13 protein-coding genes are annotated in these 16317 nt (G+C 65.6%); 7 read left to right on the top strand and 6 right to left on the bottom strand.

Going from position 1 to position 16317, the window contains the following annotated elements:
* Window positions 1-52 precede the first annotated feature (52 nt).
* Window positions 53-2089 (top strand): ASKHA domain-containing protein, encoded by a 2037-nt coding sequence (locus BM171_RS05670; protein WP_093009864.1) that lies wholly within the window; start codon window positions 53-55, stop codon window positions 2087-2089.
* An 86-nt stretch (window positions 2090-2175) separates the two neighbouring features.
* Here BM171_RS05670 and BM171_RS05675 read toward each other — a convergent pair whose 3' ends face one another.
* Entirely contained in the window at window positions 2176-3144 is a 969-nt protein-coding gene (locus tag BM171_RS05675) for a serine hydrolase domain-containing protein (protein ID WP_245760194.1), read from the bottom strand.
* Window positions 3145-3531: 387 nt separating this feature from the next.
* Between BM171_RS05675 and BM171_RS05680 the strand changes: the two genes are divergently transcribed.
* Window positions 3532-5286, top strand: a complete 1755-nt coding sequence (locus BM171_RS05680; protein ID WP_093009865.1) for an acetolactate synthase 3 large subunit — start codon at window positions 3532-3534, stop codon at window positions 5284-5286.
* Window positions 5287-5356: 70 nt separating this feature from the next.
* On the top strand, window positions 5357-5917 hold the full coding sequence (gene ilvN / locus BM171_RS05685) for an acetolactate synthase small subunit (protein ID WP_093009866.1): 561 nt from the start codon (window positions 5357-5359) through the stop codon (window positions 5915-5917).
* Between the two features lie 12 nt (window positions 5918-5929).
* Here ilvN and BM171_RS05690 read toward each other — a convergent pair whose 3' ends face one another.
* Complete coding sequence (locus BM171_RS05690) at window positions 5930-6244, bottom strand: hypothetical protein (protein ID WP_093009867.1); 315 nt, start codon at window positions 6242-6244, stop codon at window positions 5930-5932.
* A gap of 186 nt (window positions 6245-6430) precedes the next feature.
* On the opposite strand from BM171_RS05690, the gene BM171_RS05695 reads away from it, so the two are divergent.
* Window positions 6431-7261 (top strand): helix-turn-helix domain-containing protein, encoded by an 831-nt coding sequence (locus BM171_RS05695; protein ID WP_093009868.1) that lies wholly within the window; start codon window positions 6431-6433, stop codon window positions 7259-7261.
* A 9-nt stretch (window positions 7262-7270) separates the two neighbouring features.
* Here BM171_RS05695 and prfB read toward each other — a convergent pair whose 3' ends face one another.
* From prfB to BM171_RS05715, 4 genes are all read right to left on the bottom strand, one after another.
* A complete protein-coding gene (prfB, locus tag BM171_RS05700; RefSeq protein ID WP_093009869.1) occupies window positions 7271-8389 on the bottom strand; it encodes a peptide chain release factor 2 in 1119 nt (372 codons plus the stop codon).
* A 145-nt stretch (window positions 8390-8534) separates the two neighbouring features.
* Entirely contained in the window at window positions 8535-11042 is a 2508-nt protein-coding gene (locus tag BM171_RS05705; protein ID WP_093009870.1) for a penicillin-binding protein 1A, read from the bottom strand.
* Between the two features lie 100 nt (window positions 11043-11142).
* Complete coding sequence (locus BM171_RS05710) at window positions 11143-12381, bottom strand: N-acetylmuramoyl-L-alanine amidase (protein ID WP_093009871.1); 1239 nt, start codon at window positions 12379-12381, stop codon at window positions 11143-11145.
* Window positions 12382-12466: 85 nt separating this feature from the next.
* Window positions 12467-13615, bottom strand: a complete 1149-nt coding sequence (locus tag BM171_RS05715) for a pyridoxal phosphate-dependent aminotransferase (protein ID WP_093009872.1) — start codon at window positions 13613-13615, stop codon at window positions 12467-12469.
* A gap of 62 nt (window positions 13616-13677) precedes the next feature.
* On the opposite strand from BM171_RS05715, the gene BM171_RS05720 reads away from it, so the two are divergent.
* The 3 genes from BM171_RS05720 to BM171_RS05730 are packed head-to-tail and all read left to right on the top strand — an operon-like array spanning window position 13678 to window position 16284.
* The gene (locus BM171_RS05720) at window positions 13678-14985 is read left to right on the top strand and encodes a M48 family metalloprotease (protein ID WP_342741988.1); all 1308 of its coding nucleotides are present in this window, start codon (window positions 13678-13680) and stop codon (window positions 14983-14985) included.
* 25 nt (window positions 14986-15010) lie between these two features.
* Entirely contained in the window at window positions 15011-15763 is a 753-nt protein-coding gene (locus BM171_RS05725) for a DsbA family protein (RefSeq protein WP_093009874.1), read from the top strand.
* The gene (locus BM171_RS05730; RefSeq protein ID WP_093009875.1) at window positions 15763-16284 is read left to right on the top strand and encodes a hypothetical protein; all 522 of its coding nucleotides are present in this window, start codon (window positions 15763-15765) and stop codon (window positions 16282-16284) included. Before BM171_RS05725 ends, BM171_RS05730 begins: the two co-directional genes overlap by 1 nt.
* The last annotated feature ends 33 nt before the right edge of the window (window positions 16285-16317 follow it).

The following is a 16317-nucleotide window of genomic DNA, read 5'->3' on the forward strand; positions in this document are numbered from 1 at the left end:
GCTCTAAATATGCATATGTTGCGCCGGCGAGGACATGCGCGCAGGAGCATCCATGAGCACCGATCACCTTGTCGTCTTCACCCCGTCGGGCAAACGCGGACGTTTTCCGACCGGAACGCCGGTTCTGAGCGCCGCGCGCAAACTGGGCGTGGATCTCGATTCGGTCTGCGGCGGGCGCGGCATCTGTTCCAAGTGCCAGGTGGCCCCGGCCTTCGGCGAATTCTCCAAGCACGGGGTCAGCTCGCGCGAGGACGCGCTGTCGGACTGGAACAAGGTCGAGGCGCGCTATGACGAGAAACGCGGGCTGAAACCCGGCCGCCGTCTCGGTTGCCAGGCCGAGATCCGCGGTGACGTGGTGATCGACGTACCCGCCGAAAGCCAGGTGCACCGCCAGATCGTCCGCAAGGCCGCGAGCGCCCGCGTGATCGAGATGGACCCCGCGACCCGGCTCTACTTCGTCGAGGTCCAGGAGCCTGACATGCATGAGCCGTCAGGCGATTTCGAACGGCTCGCCGCCGCACTGAAGCGCGAATGGGGGATCGAACGGCTCGAGGCCGACCTCTCGGTGATGGCCGGGCTGCAACCCATCCTGCGAAAGGGCAAATGGCAGGTCACGGCCGCGCTGCACCGCGATCACGGCGCCGGCGCGCACAGGCTGACCGCGCTTTTCCCCGGGCTGCACGAGACCGGCATCTACGGGCTCGCCATCGATCTCGGCTCCACCACCATCGCGGCGCATCTGACCAATCTCGATACCGGCGAGGTCGTCGCCTCCTCGGGCATCATGAACCCGCAGATCCGCTTCGGCGAAGACCTGATGAGCCGGGTCTCCTATTCGATGATGAACGAAGGCGGCGCGGACGAAATGACCCGCGCCGTGCGTGAAGCCATCGACACGCTCGCGCTCGAGATCGCGAAGGAGGCCGGGATCGCAGCGGAGCTGATCGTCGAGACGGTCTTCGTCTGCAATCCGGTCATGCACCACCTGCTGCTCGGGATCGACCCCGTCGAGCTCGGGCAGGCCCCCTTCGCGCTCGCCACCTCCGATGCCATGCACCTGACCGCGCGGGAGCTCGGTCTCGACGCGCTGCGGCCCACCGCGCAGATCTACGTCCTGCCTTGCATCGCCGGCCATGTCGGGGCGGATGCGGCGGCAGTCGCGTTGTCCGAAGAGCCCGGCAAGTCCGACGACCTCGTTCTCGTCGTAGACGTGGGCACCAATGCCGAGATCATTCTGGGCGACCGCAGCCGCGTTCTGGCCTGCTCCTCTCCGACGGGCCCCGCTTTCGAGGGCGCGCAGATCTCCTCGGGTCAGCGCGCGGCGGCCGGCGCGATCGAGGCGATCCGCATCGACCCCGAGACCAAGGAGCCCCGCTTCCGTGTGATCGGCTGCGATCTCTGGTCGGACGAGCCGGGCTTTCACGACGCGGTCGGCGAGAACGGCATCACCGGCATCTGCGGCTCCGGCATCATCGAGGCGGTGGCCGAGCTTCGTATCGCGGGGCTGATGGATCCGTCAGGTCTCATCGGCTCGCCCGAGCAGACCGGAACGTCCCGCTCCGTCGCGGACGGTCGAACCTGGCAATACATGATCTGGGACGCTTCCGAGACCGGCGGGCCCCGCATTTCCGTGACGCAGGGCGACGTGCGCGCGATCCAGCTCGCGAAATCGGCGCTCTATGCCGGCGCGCGGCTTCTGATGGACGAGCGCGGCGTCGACAAGGTAGATCGGGTTGTGCTCGCGGGCGCGTTCGGCGCGCATATCTCGCCGAAACACGCGATGGTTCTCGGGATGATCCCGGATGTTCCGCTCGACAAGGTGACGAGCGCGGGCAACGCTGCGGGGACCGGTGCGCGCATCGCGCTGTGCAATATCAGCGCACGCGCCGAGATCGAGCGCGTCGTGCGGGAGATCACCAAGGTCGAAACCGCCATCGAGCCGCGGTTCCAAGAGCATTTCGTGGCTGCGAACGCGATACCGCACAAGACCGACCCGTTCCCCGAGCTGCGCGCGGTCGTTGACCTGCCGGAGACGGGCTTTGGTGCAAGCTCGGATCGACCCGCGGGCCGCCGGCGCCGCCGGGGCTGATTTTCCACGGCATATCAGGGCGCGGATTGGGGCAGGCTTGGAAAGCGCGTACGCTTTCCAAGCGATCTTCTTGTGAAGATCGCGCCTCAGACCTCGCGCAAGACCTCACCCATCAACGATTTCAGCGCGCCGAAATAGCCCCCCGATCGCGCCGGAAGCGTCGGGTCCGACGTGATCGCGATGACGATCTCCCGCTCGGGCGCAACGGCGAGGATTTGCCCGCCATACCCGCGCCCGTAACGCACCGGCGTGCTCTCGATACGTGTCAGGAACCAGCCATATCCATATCCGTCGCCGGAGAACGGTGAGCGGGCGCGCCGTTCCCACGAGGTTTCGATCCAGCGCTCGGGCACAACCTCCACGTCGTCCCAACGGCCGCCATCGAGAACCATCTGGCCAATCCGCGACAGACCGCGCGGCGTCACCGCCATCTCGTTGCCGCCTAGGAACCGCCCTTGCGGATCGCGCGCCCAGGGCGGGAAGGAGATATCGAGTGGTCCGCCGAGCCTGTCCTGCGCCAGATCGCGAAGGCTGCGCCCCGTGACCTCGGACAGGACCGCACCCAAGACATGCCAGCCGCCGGTCGAGTAGATGAAGCGCCCGCCGGGCTCCGCCACCACATCTTGCGCGAGCGCGGCGCGGACCCAGTTGTCGCTCGCGATCCACGAGCCGTAATTGCCCCCCGACGTGCTTTCGAGCCCGGTGCGCATCGACAGAAGATCGCCGACGGTGAGCGCGTTGATCGCATCGTCCCGATCCGGCAAACCCAGAAGCGGCAGCACGCGCGCCTCCGGTCCCTCGATCGCGCCCTCGTCGATCGCGATCCCGGTCAGGAGCGCGACCAACGTCTTCGAGACGGATTTTATGTTGGCGATGCTGTCTAGGCCCGGTCCGCGAAACGCCTCGGCAAAGACCTCCTCGCCGCCTTGCCGCACGATGAGCGCGTGAAGCTGGTCCAGCCCGCCGGCCGTCTCGGCGTAGCCGGCGCTCTGCGCGCGCAGCATCGGCGCGGTCAGCGCCGCCGCCCCCGTCATCATGAATCCACGTCTGTGCATGTCGTCTCCGCAATGGCCCTTGCGAGTGCGATCTAGCCGCGCAGGGCCTGTCACCAAGCCGCACGCCCCTCACTGTCGCGTGTTGCGCGGCCAAAATCGCGAAAACGTCGCGGGCTCAGCGATCGGCGCAATATTGTGAAAGAACTGAACCCGTTCAGGGTAATATTTTCGTCGCTTTTGCGGTTGACCCCGGTGGAGCGCCCGCCTAAACGTGATCCGCACGCGCGAAAGGAGCCACGGGATGACCCTCATCCTCGTAGACATCGTAGGGACATGGCGCATGGGCCGGTAACGGACACCCTGAACGGTACCCCATGCGCCCTCGGATCCCCCCGAGGGCTTTTTTATGCGCAGCACCAATGACGACGCCTGAGATGGAGTAGATCGATGACCAAGGCGATGACCGGAGCGAAAATGGTGGTTCAAGCCCTGCGGGATCAGGGTGTGGACACGGTATTCGGCTATCCTGGCGGTGCGGTGCTACCGATCTACGACGAGGTCTTCCAGCAGAACGACATTCGCCACATTCTCGTGCGTCACGAACAGGGCGCGGTCCACGCCGCCGAAGGCTATGCGCGCGCGACCGGCAAGCCCGGCGTGGCGCTCGTCACCTCGGGACCCGGCGCGACCAATGCGGTGACCGGGCTCACCGATGCGCTGATGGACTCGATCCCGATCATCGTCCTCTCGGGCCAGGTGCCGACCTTCATGATCGGCTCGGACGCCTTCCAGGAGGCGGACACGGTCGGCATCACCCGTCCCTGCACGAAGCACAACTGGCTCGTGAAGGACACAACCAAGCTGTCGGCGACGATCCATGAGGCCTTCCACGTCGCGACCTCGGGCCGCCCCGGCCCCGTCCTGATCGACATCCCCAAGGACGTGCAGTTCGCGAGCGCCGAATATCAGCCCAAGGCCCAAGCCAACACGCAGCGCTACCAACCGCGCGTGAAGGGCGACATGGACATCATCACGCAGCTCGTCGAGGCCATCGAGACCGCCGAGCGCCCGGTCTTCTATACCGGCGGCGGCGTCATCAATTCGGGGCCGGCAGCGAGCCAGCTTCTGCGCGAGCTCGTCGAGGCGACGGGCTTTCCGATCACTTCCACCTTGATGGGCCTCGGCGCCTATCCCGCCTCGGGCCGTCACTGGCTCGGCATGCTGGGAATGCACGGGCTCTACGAGGCGAACCTCGCCATGCATGGCTGCGATCTGATGATCAATGTCGGCGCGCGTTTCGACGACCGGATCACCGGCCGGATCGACGCCTTCTCGCCCAATTCGCGCAAAGCCCATATCGATATCGACCCATCATCGATCAACAAGGTCGTGCAGACGGACATGCCGATCATCGGCGACGTGGCGCACGTCCTCGAGGATGTGTTGAAGGTCTGGAAATCGCGTGGCCGGAAGGTCAACCGCGAAGGCCTGCAGCGCTGGTGGGCCGAGATCGAGGAGTGGAAGAAGGTCAAATGCCTGACCTACAAACCCTCCCAGAAGACGATCAAGCCGCAATACGCGTTGGAACGGCTCGAGGCGCTGACCAAGGACAAGGACCGCTATGTCTGCACCGAGGTCGGTCAGCACCAGATGTGGGCGGCGCAATATATGGGCTTCGAGGATCCCAACCGCTGGATGACGAGCGGCGGCCTCGGCACGATGGGCTACGGCTTCCCGGCCTCCATCGGCGTGCAGATGGCCCATCCCGACGCGCTGGTCATCAACGTCGCCGGCGAGGCATCCTGGCTGATGAATATGCAGGAGATGGGCACGGCGGTGCAGTTCCGCCTGCCGGTGAAGCAGTTCATCCTCAACAACGAACGCCTCGGTATGGTGCGCCAGTGGCAGGAACTTCTGCACGGCGAGCGCTACTCGCATAGCTGGTCCGAAGCCCTGCCCGATTTCGTCAAGCTCGCCGAGGCCTTCGGGGCCAAGGGCATTTATTGCGACGACCCCGCCGATCTCGACGAGGCGATCCGCGAGATGCTCGCCTATGACGGGCCGGTCATCTTCGACTGCGTGGTGGAGAAGCACGAAAATTGCTTCCCGATGATCCCGTCGGGCGAGCCGCACAACAAGATGCTGCTGGGCGAAGCCTCCACCAAGGACGCGATCAGCACTTCGGGCGCGGTGCTCGTCTGAGCCTGCCTTTCGTCGTCACATCGGTAAGCAAGGGGCGCGCCGCGCGCGCCCCGTTTGAAAGGGAAGATCCATGTCCGCGCTGAAGATCAAGAAAGGCTCGACCAAGCACTCGGCCTATAACCTGCGCCCCTCCTTCTCGGAGACGATCGAAACCCACACGCTCGCGGTGATCGTGGATAACGAGCCGGGCGTGTTGGCACGGGTGATCGGGCTGTTCTCAGGTCGAGGCTACAACATCGACAGCCTGACCGTGGCGGAGGTCGATCACGAAGGCCACCAGTCGCGCATCACCATCGTCACCACCGGCACACCGCAGGTGATCGAACAGATCAAGGCGCAGCTCGGCCGGATCGTGCCCGTGCACGAGGTGCACGACCTCACCGTCGAGGGCATGTCCGTCGAACGCGAACTCGCGCTTCTGAAGGTCGCAGGGTCCGGCGACAAGCGGGTCGAGGCGCTCAGGCTTGCGGATATCTTCCGGGCCCAGGTCGTCGACTCGACGCTGGAAAGCTTCGTCTTCCAGATCACGGGAACGCCCGAAAAGGTCGACGCCTTCGCCGATCTCATGCGTCCCTTGGGTCTTGCGGAAATCGCCCGAACGGGCGTCGCGGCCCTCTCGCGCGGCTCCTGACCGCGCGAGCTTTCAGGCGACGCAAGTGAGCGTGTCGGTCGCGGGATCGCGCGCCTTGGCGTCTCCCGCGAGACGATGCGCGAGGATGGACGCAAGTGCGGACCGGCTGCCGCCTTCGCTGCCACGCAAGTTGCGCGCCCTGCGCACATCCGACGCGGAATCAAGGTCGAACGAGACCGCAGCGCCCACGACAAGGAGCGACCTGGTCTCTTCATCTTGACAGGGTTCGACATAAGCGAGCTCGCCCTGGTCGTCGCACCAGATCACTGCGGTGCCTTTGCTGCTATCAGCCCACATAACGACACCCTGCATATTCAAAGCCTTCACGCATCGTCTCCTTATTGTCCTTGGAAATCAGGGTAAGTGTCTGCAGGAGCGAGAAAAGACTCTAGTTCGTAACCGGCGACTCGAATTAGTGTCAGTTCATGCTATAAGTGACGCGAGTTAGCGTCAGATCAGCCTCCCGCAAATTTCAGATACGATAGAACCGGAAGAATGATAGCCTTGGATGCAATGACGGACCCTTCTCCTTCCGCCGGGAAAAACCGATCGAAAACAAAGCCTTCCGAACTGCGCCTGCAGTTCGGGCAGAACCTGCGCAAGCTGAGCGCCAAGGCTGAGTCCATCTCCGGCCTGTGCCGCGAGCTTGGGATCAACCGCACCCAGTACAACCGGTATCTGAACGGCGAGAGCTTTCCGCGACCCGATGTGCTGCACCGCATCTGCAGCTACTTCGATCTCGATGCCCGGATCGTGCTCGAGCCCCTCGAAGAGGTCGAGGACGCGCGCAAGCGCCGCGTCGCGGGAGCGGAACTGTCGCAATTCATTGGCGGGATCGCCGCGATCAGTCCCTCGGAGACCGAGTTCCCGAACGGGTTCTTCCGGTATTCACGCCGGAGTTTCGTCTCCGACACGCGTTTCGTGACCGGCCTCGTCATGGTTTACCGAGAATACGGCCAAGCCTTCATCCGCGGCTACGAGGATCGGCGCATGATGAAGAGCCAAGGCCTGTCGCTCAGCCGCTTCACGCGAGAATTCCGTGGCACGATCTTTCCGCAGGCGAACGGGATCGTCGCATTGGTCAGCCGACGCAACGCGCAGAACCTCAGCTTCAACTTCCTCACCCGCGTGCCGAGCTTTGCCAACAATTACTGGGTCGGGTTTTCCAACCGCTCCGTATCGGAGGCCGAGGCGGGACGGATCATGGAACGTGTCGTCTTCGAGCATCTGGGCACCCGGATCTCGGATGCCTTGAGGGTAGCGCGAAAGACGGGCCTGCACGACGCGGAAGGCCTACCGGAATACCACCGGGAACTTCTCAGGATCGGCGCGCCGATGGGCTGACCCGCAGCCTCAATCCTGAGCGTCGGAGCGGCTTTTCCCGGAGACCTTGAGCGCAAGCGTCGCGGCCATGAACGGATCTAGATGACCGTCGAGCACGCCTTGCGTGTCCGACGTCTCCACGTTCGTCCTGAGATCCTTCACCATCTGGTAAGGCTGCAGAACGTAGGAGCGGATCTGGTTGCCCCATCCCGCTTCGCCCTTCGCCTCGTGCTGGGCGTTGATCTCCGCGTGACGGCGCTCGAGCTCCATCTGGTAGAGGCGCGACTTCAGCGCTTTCATCGCGATATCGCGGTTCTGGTGCTGCGATTTCTCGGACGACGTCACGACGATGCCGGTCGGGTGGTGCGTGATCCGGACGGCGGAGTCGGTGGTGTTAACGTGCTGACCGCCGGCACCCGAGGAGCGATAGGTATCGACGCGGATATCGGCCGGATTGACCTCGACATCGATATTGTCGTCGACCACCGGATAGACCCAGACGCTTGCGAAGGACGTCTCGCGCGTGCCCTTGCCGAAGGGCGAGATGCGGACGAGCCGGTGCACGCCCGATTCCGTCTTGAGCCAGCCATAGGCATTGTGCCCGGAGATCTTGTAGGCCACCGATTTGATCCCGGCCTCTGAACCCGGCTCTTCGGATTGCAACTCGACGTCGTAGCCCTTGCTCTCCGCCCAGCGGACATACATGCGCTGCAGCATCTGCGCCCAGTCGCAGGCTTCCGTGCCACCGGCGCCCGCATTGATCTCCAGGAACGTGTCGTTGCCGTCCGCTTCCCCGTCAAGGAGCGCCTCGAGTTCCTTGGCCGCCGCGGTCTTGGCGATGGTTCGGAGCGCAGTCTCGGCCTCGGAGATGATCTCCTCGTCGCCCTCGGCCTCGCCCATCTCGATAAGCTCGACCTGGTCCTCCTTGTCCTGCTTCAGGCTGCGATAGGTGTCCATCGCATCCACGAGAAGCTGGCGGTCGCGCATGAGTTTCTGCGCCGCTTCGGGATCGTTCCAGAGATCGGGATCCTCGACCCGTGCGTTGAATTCCTCGAGCCGGTGCTCGGCAGTCTCCCAGTCGAGCCGCTGGGCGAGAAGCGCCAGGGATTTCTCGATCCGCTCGACATTCTGTTCGGCCTCGGCGCGCATGGAAACTCCGTCTTTCGGGCTGGTCTGGATTGGAGGGCGTGATACCGCAAGCCGCGCGGCCCCACAAGACAGGGGCGAGGCCCCCAAAATCTTATATAAGATTTTGGGGGCCAAGGATTTTAGATAAAATCCTTGGCCGTAACTCTCAGTAGAGACCGCCCGACGACAACGTGCCGAAGCTTGCCTTGGGGCCGACCACAGCTTTCTTGCCGGTCGAGGTCGTGACCTCCCGGGCCTGACCGCCAGGCTGGATGATGTCGAAGCCGGAGCCCATAGCCCAGCCGCCATCGAACTGGATGCCGAACATCGGCTCCATGCCTTCGCGGAAGCATTCCGAGACAACGTTCTCGCCACTCGCGCCATCGCCAAGACGCGCGCCTGTGAAGCGGTCGATATTGATGAACATGCATTCTTCGGGAACGGTGAAGTTCCCGCCGCCGAATTTCGAGACCGCCTCGGTCATGAATTGCTGGAAGACAGGGCCGCAGATGCCGCCGCCCGAGGCACCGCTGCCGAGGCTGCGGGGCTGGTCGTGGCCGATGTAGCAGCCCGCGACGATGTTCGAGGTGAAGCCCACGAACCACACGTCCTTGGCGTCGTTGGTCGTGCCGGTCTTGCCAGCTGTCGGCACCGGCAAGCTCACCGCGCCCGAGGCCGTGCCGCGCTCGACGACGCCGCGCATCATCGACGTCAACTGGTAGGCGGTGACCGGATCCATCACCCGCTCGCGGTTGTTGGCGATCCGCGGCGCGGTGCCGGGCGCAAGGTTCGGATCGGTGCAGTTGACGCAGACGCGCTCGTTCCCGCGCTCCTTTTCGTGATTATAGACGGTCTCGCCGTAGCGGTTCTGCACCCGGTCGACGAGAGTCGGCTCCACCCGCTCGCCGCCGTTGGCGAACATGGCGTAGGCCGCGACCATCTGGAACAGCGTCGTCTCCTCGGAGCCGAGCGCGTTCGCCAGAACCCGCTGCATGTCGTCGTAGACGCCGAACCGCTCGGCGTAGCGCGCGACCGTGTCCATGCCGATCTCCTGGGCGAGACGCACGGTCATGAGGTTCCGCGACCGCTCGATCCCGGTGCGCAGGGGCGTCGGGCCGTAGAACTGGTTCGAGGCGTTCTTCGGCCGCCATACACCTTGCGGCGTGTTGATCTCGATCGGGGCGTCCACGACGATCGTCGCCGGGCTGTAGCCGGAATCGAGCGCTGCCGCGTAGACGAAGGGCTTGAAGGACGAGCCCGGCTGGCGCTTGGCCTGCGTTGCGCGGTTGAAGACCGAATGCTGGTAGGAAAAGCCGCCCTGCATGGCGATGACCCGGCCGGTATTGACGTCCATCGCCATGAACGCGCCTTCGACCTCGGGCACCTGGCGCAGCGTCCACCGGATGAAGCTGCCATCGCTGTCGGCGGTCATGCGGCGCACATGCACGACGTCGCCGCGCTCGAACGTGTCGAGGAACGTGCCGCGCATCCACTGTATATCCTCGCGCGGCACTTCGCCTTCGCCCTGCCCTTCGATGCCGAGCGTCAGCGTGTTCTCCGCAACGTTCAGGACGACCGCCGGATACCATTCGTTCTCAAGGTCGATGTCCCTGGCGACCGACACGTTCGCGAGCGCGCCCTCCCAATCGGCGAGTTCCTCCTCGGCGATGGTCTCGCCCGTGCCGCGCCAGACACCGCGATTGCGGTCATATTGCTCGAGCGCGCCGCGCAGCGCGCTGGCGGCCTCGGTCTGCATCTCGGGGTCGATCGTCGCGCGCACCGAGAAGCCGCCCGAGAAGAACTCGCCCTCGCCGAAATCGCGGCTGAGCTGGCGGCGGATCTCGTCGGTGAAATAGTCGCGCGGCGGCAGCTGTTTCTGGAACGGCTCGAAATCGCCCGCCTGAACGGAGCGCAGAGGCTCCGCGAGCTCGGCCTCGTAGGTCGCCTTGTCGATATAGCCGTTCTCTTGCATCTCGCGCAGCACGTAATCGCGCCGGGCGAGGAGCCGGTCGGCATTGCGGACCGGATGGAAATCCGATGGCGCTTTCGGCATCGAGGCCAGGAAGGCCGCCTCATGGGGGGCAAGCTGCGAGAGCGTCTTGTTGAAATAGGTCTGCGCCGCGGCGGTCACGCCGTAGCTGTTCTGACCGAGGAAGATCTCGTTCAGATACAGCTCGAGGATCTTCTCCTTGGACAGCGTGCTTTCGAGCCGCGTTGCGAGAATGATCTCCTTGATCTTGCGCTCGGCCCGGCGATCCCCACCCAGAAGGAAGTTCTTCATCACCTGCTGGGTGATCGTCGAGGCGCCGCGTACGTCCTGACCGCGCGAGCGCACGGCATCGACAACAGCCGCCGCGATACCGCGCGGATCGTAGCCCTCATGAACGTAGAAATTCTTGTCCTCGGCCGAGATGAAGGCCTGCTTCACGAGGTCCGGGATCTCCTGCGCCGGGGTAAAAAGCCGCCGCTCCTGCGCGAACTCGTCGATGATGCGCCCCTCGGTCGAGTAGATCCGGCTGATCGTCGGCGGCGAATACTGCGCGAGGCTCTCATGGCTTGGCAGGTCGCGCCCGTAGATCCAGAAGATCGCACCGATCGAAATCGCCACGGCAAAGATGCCGAGCGTCAGGAGCGAGAAGATCGTTCCGAAGAAGGACAGAATGAAGCGCGTCATGGCAGTAATCCCCGATGAGGAAGTGCCACGCCTTATACGGAAAGGCGCGGATGGGTCAAAACACGATTATATGGGGCGGCGGCGTTGCGCCGCCCGCATATCACTGGCGGCGCAGGCCATCCAGTGCGGCATCTTCGACAAGCCAGGTCTGAAGCCCGTCGCGGATGCCGGCCGCCATACCCGCGCGCCAGGCCGGATCACGCAGGTTCCTCAGCTCTTGCGGCGTCGACAGGTATCCGACCTCGATCAGCACGGACGGAATATCGGCGCTTTTCAGCACAGAGAAGCCCGCCGACCGCAAGGGCCGCTTGTGCACGTTGCCCGTCGCGTTCTCGATCCCGCCCACGAGCGCCCGGGCCAGCCCGGTGCTGCGCGGCGCCGTGTCGAGCCGCGCAAGATCCATCAGCACGCCCGCGACCCGATCGTCGGTACGCGCAAGATCGAGCCCGGCAAGGATGTCGTCGCGGTCATGCCGTTCGGCCAGTGCCGCCGATGCCGCGTCCGACGCCTCTTCGGCCAGGGTATAGACCGTCGCGCCGCGCGCGATGCCCTCGGCCAATGCGTCGGCGTGCAGCGACAGGAACACGTCGGCGTTCGCATCATGGGCTGCCTCGATCCGCCCTTCGAGCGAGACGAAAATGTCGTCTTCGCGTGTCATCGACACTTCGAATCCGCCCGCGCGCAGAAGCACCTCCTTAAGCTCGCGCGCGAAGATCAGCATGAGGTTGGCCTCGGTTTCGCCGCCATAGACCGCACCCGGATCGATCCCGCCGTGACCGGGGTCAAGCATCACACGCAAGGGCCGTCCCTCGACACCGCCCCGCGCGGCGGCGCGCACGGGCGCGGGGTCGGGCAAGTCCCAGCGGGGATCGCGCGGCGCCCCGGCACGGGCGGCGAAGGTCTCGGCATCGGTCTCGGCAAGGCGCAGGCGCAGCTTGGCCGCCCCGGTCTCGGGGTCGAGAGACAGGCCCGCCTGTTCCACGGCCATCGGCGTCTCGAGAAGCGCGACCAGGCGCGACCAGCCCTTTCGATACGCGCCGGTATGCACCTCGGAGATCGCCTCGGATCGATCGAGCGTTGCGGGATCGACACCGCCCCAATCCACTTCGCGGAAGTCGAGCACGAGCCGCGCCGGATCGCTCAGCGTGAAGACGCGCCACGGCACGCCCTGGCTTAGCGCAAGCGTCACCTCTGTTCCGCGCCCCCAGGCCCGGTCGGTGATCGCACTGTTCTCTGCGTCGAGCCGCGCAAGACCGCCCAAGGCGCGCTCCTGCGCTGTCAGGGGGCTGGCTGCCAATGCCGCCAGACATGCGATGATCGATAGAAACCGCCGGGTCATTCTCTGCTCGTCTTATTTGCAGCGAACATACCGCAGATACGAGGGTATTGTCTGCCCCTCGATGCGCGACATTTCCGTGACCCGGCTACGTCCCGCGCGGCTCCATGTAGGCTTTGAGCCGCGCGAGGCCTTCCTCGATATCGGCGGTGCTGCGCGCATAGGAAAACCGGAGCGTCCTGGCCCCGCGCTCGGGGTCGAAATCGAGCCCCGGCGTCACCGCGACGCCTGCGTGCTCAAGGATGTCCGCCGCCAGCGCGCGACTGTCCTCGGTCAGGTGCGAGACATCGGCATAGACGTAGAAGGCCCCGTCGGGCGGCGCGATCCGATCAAAGCCCGCTTTCGGCAGCCCGTCGAGCATCAGCTGGCGATTGCGGCGATAGACCGCCATGTTCGCTTCCAGCTCGTCGTTCGCATCCATCGCGGCGAGGGCCGCGACCTGCGCGGCATGGGGCGCGCAGATGAAGAGGTTCTGGGCCAGCCGCTCCACTTGCCTCAGCTGCGCCTCGGGCACGACCATCCAGCCAACACGCCAGCCGGTCATCGAGAAGTATTTCGAGAAGGAATTGATGACGCAGACATCGTCCGAGATTTCGAGCGCGGAAACCGCGCGATCCTCGTATTCGATGCCGTGGTAAATTTCGTCCGAGATGAACGCCGCGCCGCGATCTTGCGCGCAGGAAATCAGCGCACCGAGCGCCTCCCGCCCCAGCATCGTGCCTGTCGGGTTCGCGGGCGAGGCCACCATCAGCCCTTGCCAGTCCAGCGCCTCGAGATCCGCGGGAACGGGCTGCAGGCGGTTCGCGTCCGAGGCTTCGACCTCCAAGGGTTCGAGATCGAGCGCGCGCAGGATCTGTCGGTAGGACGGGTATCCCGGCCGCCCGAGCGCCACCTTGTCGCCCGCATCGAAGAGCGCCGTGAAGGCGAGGATGAACGCGCCCGAGGAACCGGGCGTGACGACAACCCGCGCGGGGTCCAGGTCGACGCCGTACCAATCCTTGTAGAGCCGCGCGATCCGCGCCCGGAGCGCGGGCATCCCGAGCGCCACCGTATAGCCGAGCGCATCGGCCTCCATCGTCTCGGCCAGGGCCCGCCGCGCGGCTTCGGGCGCGGCCGTGCCGGGCTGGCCCACTTCCATATGGATGATGTGGCTGCCCGCATCCTCGGCGGCGCGCGCGGCCTCCATCACATCCATCACAATGAAGGGATCGACATCACCCCGTCTTGAGTTCCGCATCGCGCGCCTCCTAAAGTCCGCCCCATGTCTGAAAGGGACGGGGCGGACAGTCAATGCGGGCCATGCGGGTCATCATCCTGAGCCTTTGCCTGGCGCTCGTCGCCGGCACCCCTGCCCGCGCGCTGACGCTGCTGCGCGATGCCGATATCGAATATGCGCTGTCCGAGCTCGCCCGTCCGATCTTCGCGGCCGCTGGGCTGAGCCCCACGAACACCAAGGTGCTTCTGGTCGACGATACCAGCCTCAACGCCTTCGTCGCGGACAACGCGCATATTCTCATCCATTCGGGCCTTCTGATGAAGCTCGAGACCGCGCGCTCGGTCCAGGCGGTTCTGGCGCACGAAGCCGCGCATATCGCCAATGGCCATATCTCGCGCCGCGCCGCGAACATGCGCTCCGCGCGCACGGCAGCGGGGCTCGGCCTCATCCTGTCGGGTCTTGCGGCGACGCAAAGCGCCGAGGCGGGGCTTGGCTTGGCAGTCGGCACGCAATCCTCGGTCCTGCGGAACTTCCTCGCCCATACCCGCGCCGAGGAGGCCGCCGCCGACCAGAGCGCCGTGCGCTACATGATCCGCGCCGGGATAGACCCGATGGGCGCCGTCGAGGTGATGCAGATCTTTCGCGGCCAGGAGGCGCTGACGATCTCGCGGCAGGACCCCTACATGCTCACGCATCCCTTGTCGCGCGACCGGCTTCGCACGCTCGAAGGGCTCGCCAACGCGTATGGCCGCGACATTCCCAAGGATCCCACGGCGGAATACTGGTTCCAGCGCGCCAAGGGCAAACTGACCGCGTTCGAGCGCAACCCCGGATGGACGCTGAAGCGCGCGGGCGAGAGCGCAACACCCGATATCCGCCATATGCGCGAGGCGGTCGCCCATCACCGCCGCGCCGATCTGGGCCGGGCCATCCAGTCGATCGACGCCGCGCTGGCGCAGCGCCCGAACGATCCGTTCCTGCTCGATCTCAAGGGCCAGATCCTGCTCGAGAGCCGACGCGCGCCCCAGGCCATCGCGGCCTATGCCCAGGCGGCGCGCTTTGCCCCGAAATCGGCGCTGATCCTCGGCGGTCTCGGCCGGGCGCAGCTGGCCTCTGGCGACACGGGGTCGGCGCTTGCCACGCTCGAACGCGCCTATGCGCGCGATTCCCAGGATCCACGTCTTTTACGCGACCTCTCGGTGGCCTATGCACAGACCGGACAGAACGGCCTCGCCTCCGCGGCGACCGCCGAACGCTACGCGATACAGGGCCGCCTGAAGGATGCGGCCATTCATGCCGAGCGCGCGCTGCAGCTTCTGCCGCGCGGCTCACCGGCCTGGCGGCGCGCCGAGGACGTGGCCGTCGCCGCCCGCACCGCCGCCCGGCGCTGACAGACGAGACACCAAAGGAGCCCCCATGCTGAAACCGACCCTGACCGCCCTCGCCCTTCTGACCGGCACGACCGCGCTGGCGCAGAATATCGACGTCACCGACATGAGCGATGCAGAGCGCGACGCGTTCCGCGCCGAGGTGCGCTCCTACCTGATGGAGAACCCCGAGGTCATCATCGAGGCGGTCAACGCGCTCGAGGCGCGGCAGGCCCAGGCCGAGGCGCAGGCCGCCGAAGCCGCGGTCGGCGACAATACCGACGCGATCTTCAATGACGGCGTCTCCTGGGTCGGCGGCAACCCCGATGGCGACATCACCGTCGTCGAGTTCATGGATTACCGCTGCGGTTATTGCCGCCGGGCCAAGGCCGAGGTCGAGGAGCTGGTCGCGTCCGACGGCAATATCCGCTTCGTCCTCAAGGAATTCCCGATTCTCGGTGAAGCCTCGCTGACCATGTCGCGCTTCGCCATCGCCGCCAAGAACGTCGCGGGCGACGAGGCCTACAAGCAGGTCCACGACGCGATGATGGAGCTGACCGCCGATCCCACGGAAGACGCGCTGCGCGGCGTCGCGGAGGAGCTGTCGCTCGACGCCGACGCGATCATTGCCGAGATGGGCTCTGATGCCGTGAATTCCCAGATTGCCGAGACCCGTGCGCTCGCCGAAGAGCTGGCGATCCGGGGCACCCCGACCTTCGTGATGGGCGACGAGCTGGTGCGCGGCTATGTCAGCCTCGAGGAAATGCAGGAGATCGTCGCCGCCGAACGCCAGGAGGGCTGATGCCGGCACGCTATCTTGTGGCGGCCGGTCTCACACTGGCCGCCACGCCCTTAGGCGCAGGCCCTTTCGAGACAGAGACCGCGCGCGCTGCCTTCGGCGCGGAGATCCGGGAGCTGATCCTCGACGAACCCGAACTCGTGGGCCGCGCGCTGAACCCGCCCGTCCCGGCCCCCTCCGACATCTACGCCGATGCGCGCGATGAGGATCTTGGCCGTCTCGAAGCCGAACGGGCCGCGCTTTTTGCCGAGACGCGTCCGCGCATCGGACCTGACGGCGCGCCCGTTGCGCTGGCCTTCCTGACTGGCCCCGATTGTGCGGACTGCGCCGCGGCGGAGGCCGAGCTTGCGACGCTCATGGAGCGGCTTGGCCTCGCGGCGACGCGCCTCGATGCCTCCGACCCGGACGTCGCCCAGGCGATGGACCGCTTGACGCTCGACACGCTGCCGTCCTACGTGCTGCCGGACATGATGGTGCGGGGACAGATTCCCCCGTTCGTGCTCGAGCGCTACATCTCTCCGTGACCGCGCCGTATCATCCGCCCACACATCCCTAGC

The organism is Roseivivax halotolerans (genome assembly GCF_900115815.1).
In the GTDB taxonomy this organism is placed as follows: domain Bacteria; phylum Pseudomonadota; class Alphaproteobacteria; order Rhodobacterales; family Rhodobacteraceae; genus Roseivivax; species Roseivivax halotolerans.

Coding starts and splice junctions, on each gene's coding strand:
- BM171_RS05670 (WP_093009864.1), top strand. CDS start 53: ATGAGCACCGATCACCTTGTCGTCTTCACCCCGTCGGGCAAACGCGGA.
- BM171_RS05680 (WP_093009865.1), top strand. CDS start 3,532: ATGACCAAGGCGATGACCGGAGCGAAAATGGTGGTTCAAGCCCTGCGG.
- BM171_RS05705 (WP_093009870.1), bottom strand. CDS start 11,042: ATGACGCGCTTCATTCTGTCCTTCTTCGGAACGATCTTCTCGCTCCTG.
- BM171_RS05695 (WP_093009868.1), top strand. CDS start 6,431: ATGACGGACCCTTCTCCTTCCGCCGGGAAAAACCGATCGAAAACAAAG.
- BM171_RS05730 (WP_093009875.1), top strand. CDS start 15,763: ATGCCGGCACGCTATCTTGTGGCGGCCGGTCTCACACTGGCCGCCACG.
- BM171_RS05720 (WP_342741988.1), top strand. CDS start 13,678: ATGCGGGTCATCATCCTGAGCCTTTGCCTGGCGCTCGTCGCCGGCACC.
- BM171_RS05715 (WP_093009872.1), bottom strand. CDS start 13,615: ATGCGGAACTCAAGACGGGGTGATGTCGATCCCTTCATTGTGATGGAT.
- prfB (WP_093009869.1), bottom strand. CDS start 8,389: ATGCGCGCCGAGGCCGAACAGAATGTCGAGCGGATCGAGAAATCCCTG.
- BM171_RS05675 (WP_245760194.1), bottom strand. CDS start 3,144: ATGCACAGACGTGGATTCATGATGACGGGGGCGGCGGCGCTGACCGCG.
- ilvN (WP_093009866.1), top strand. CDS start 5,357: ATGTCCGCGCTGAAGATCAAGAAAGGCTCGACCAAGCACTCGGCCTAT.
- BM171_RS05710 (WP_093009871.1), bottom strand. CDS start 12,381: ATGACCCGGCGGTTTCTATCGATCATCGCATGTCTGGCGGCATTGGCA.
- BM171_RS05725 (WP_093009874.1), top strand. CDS start 15,011: ATGCTGAAACCGACCCTGACCGCCCTCGCCCTTCTGACCGGCACGACC.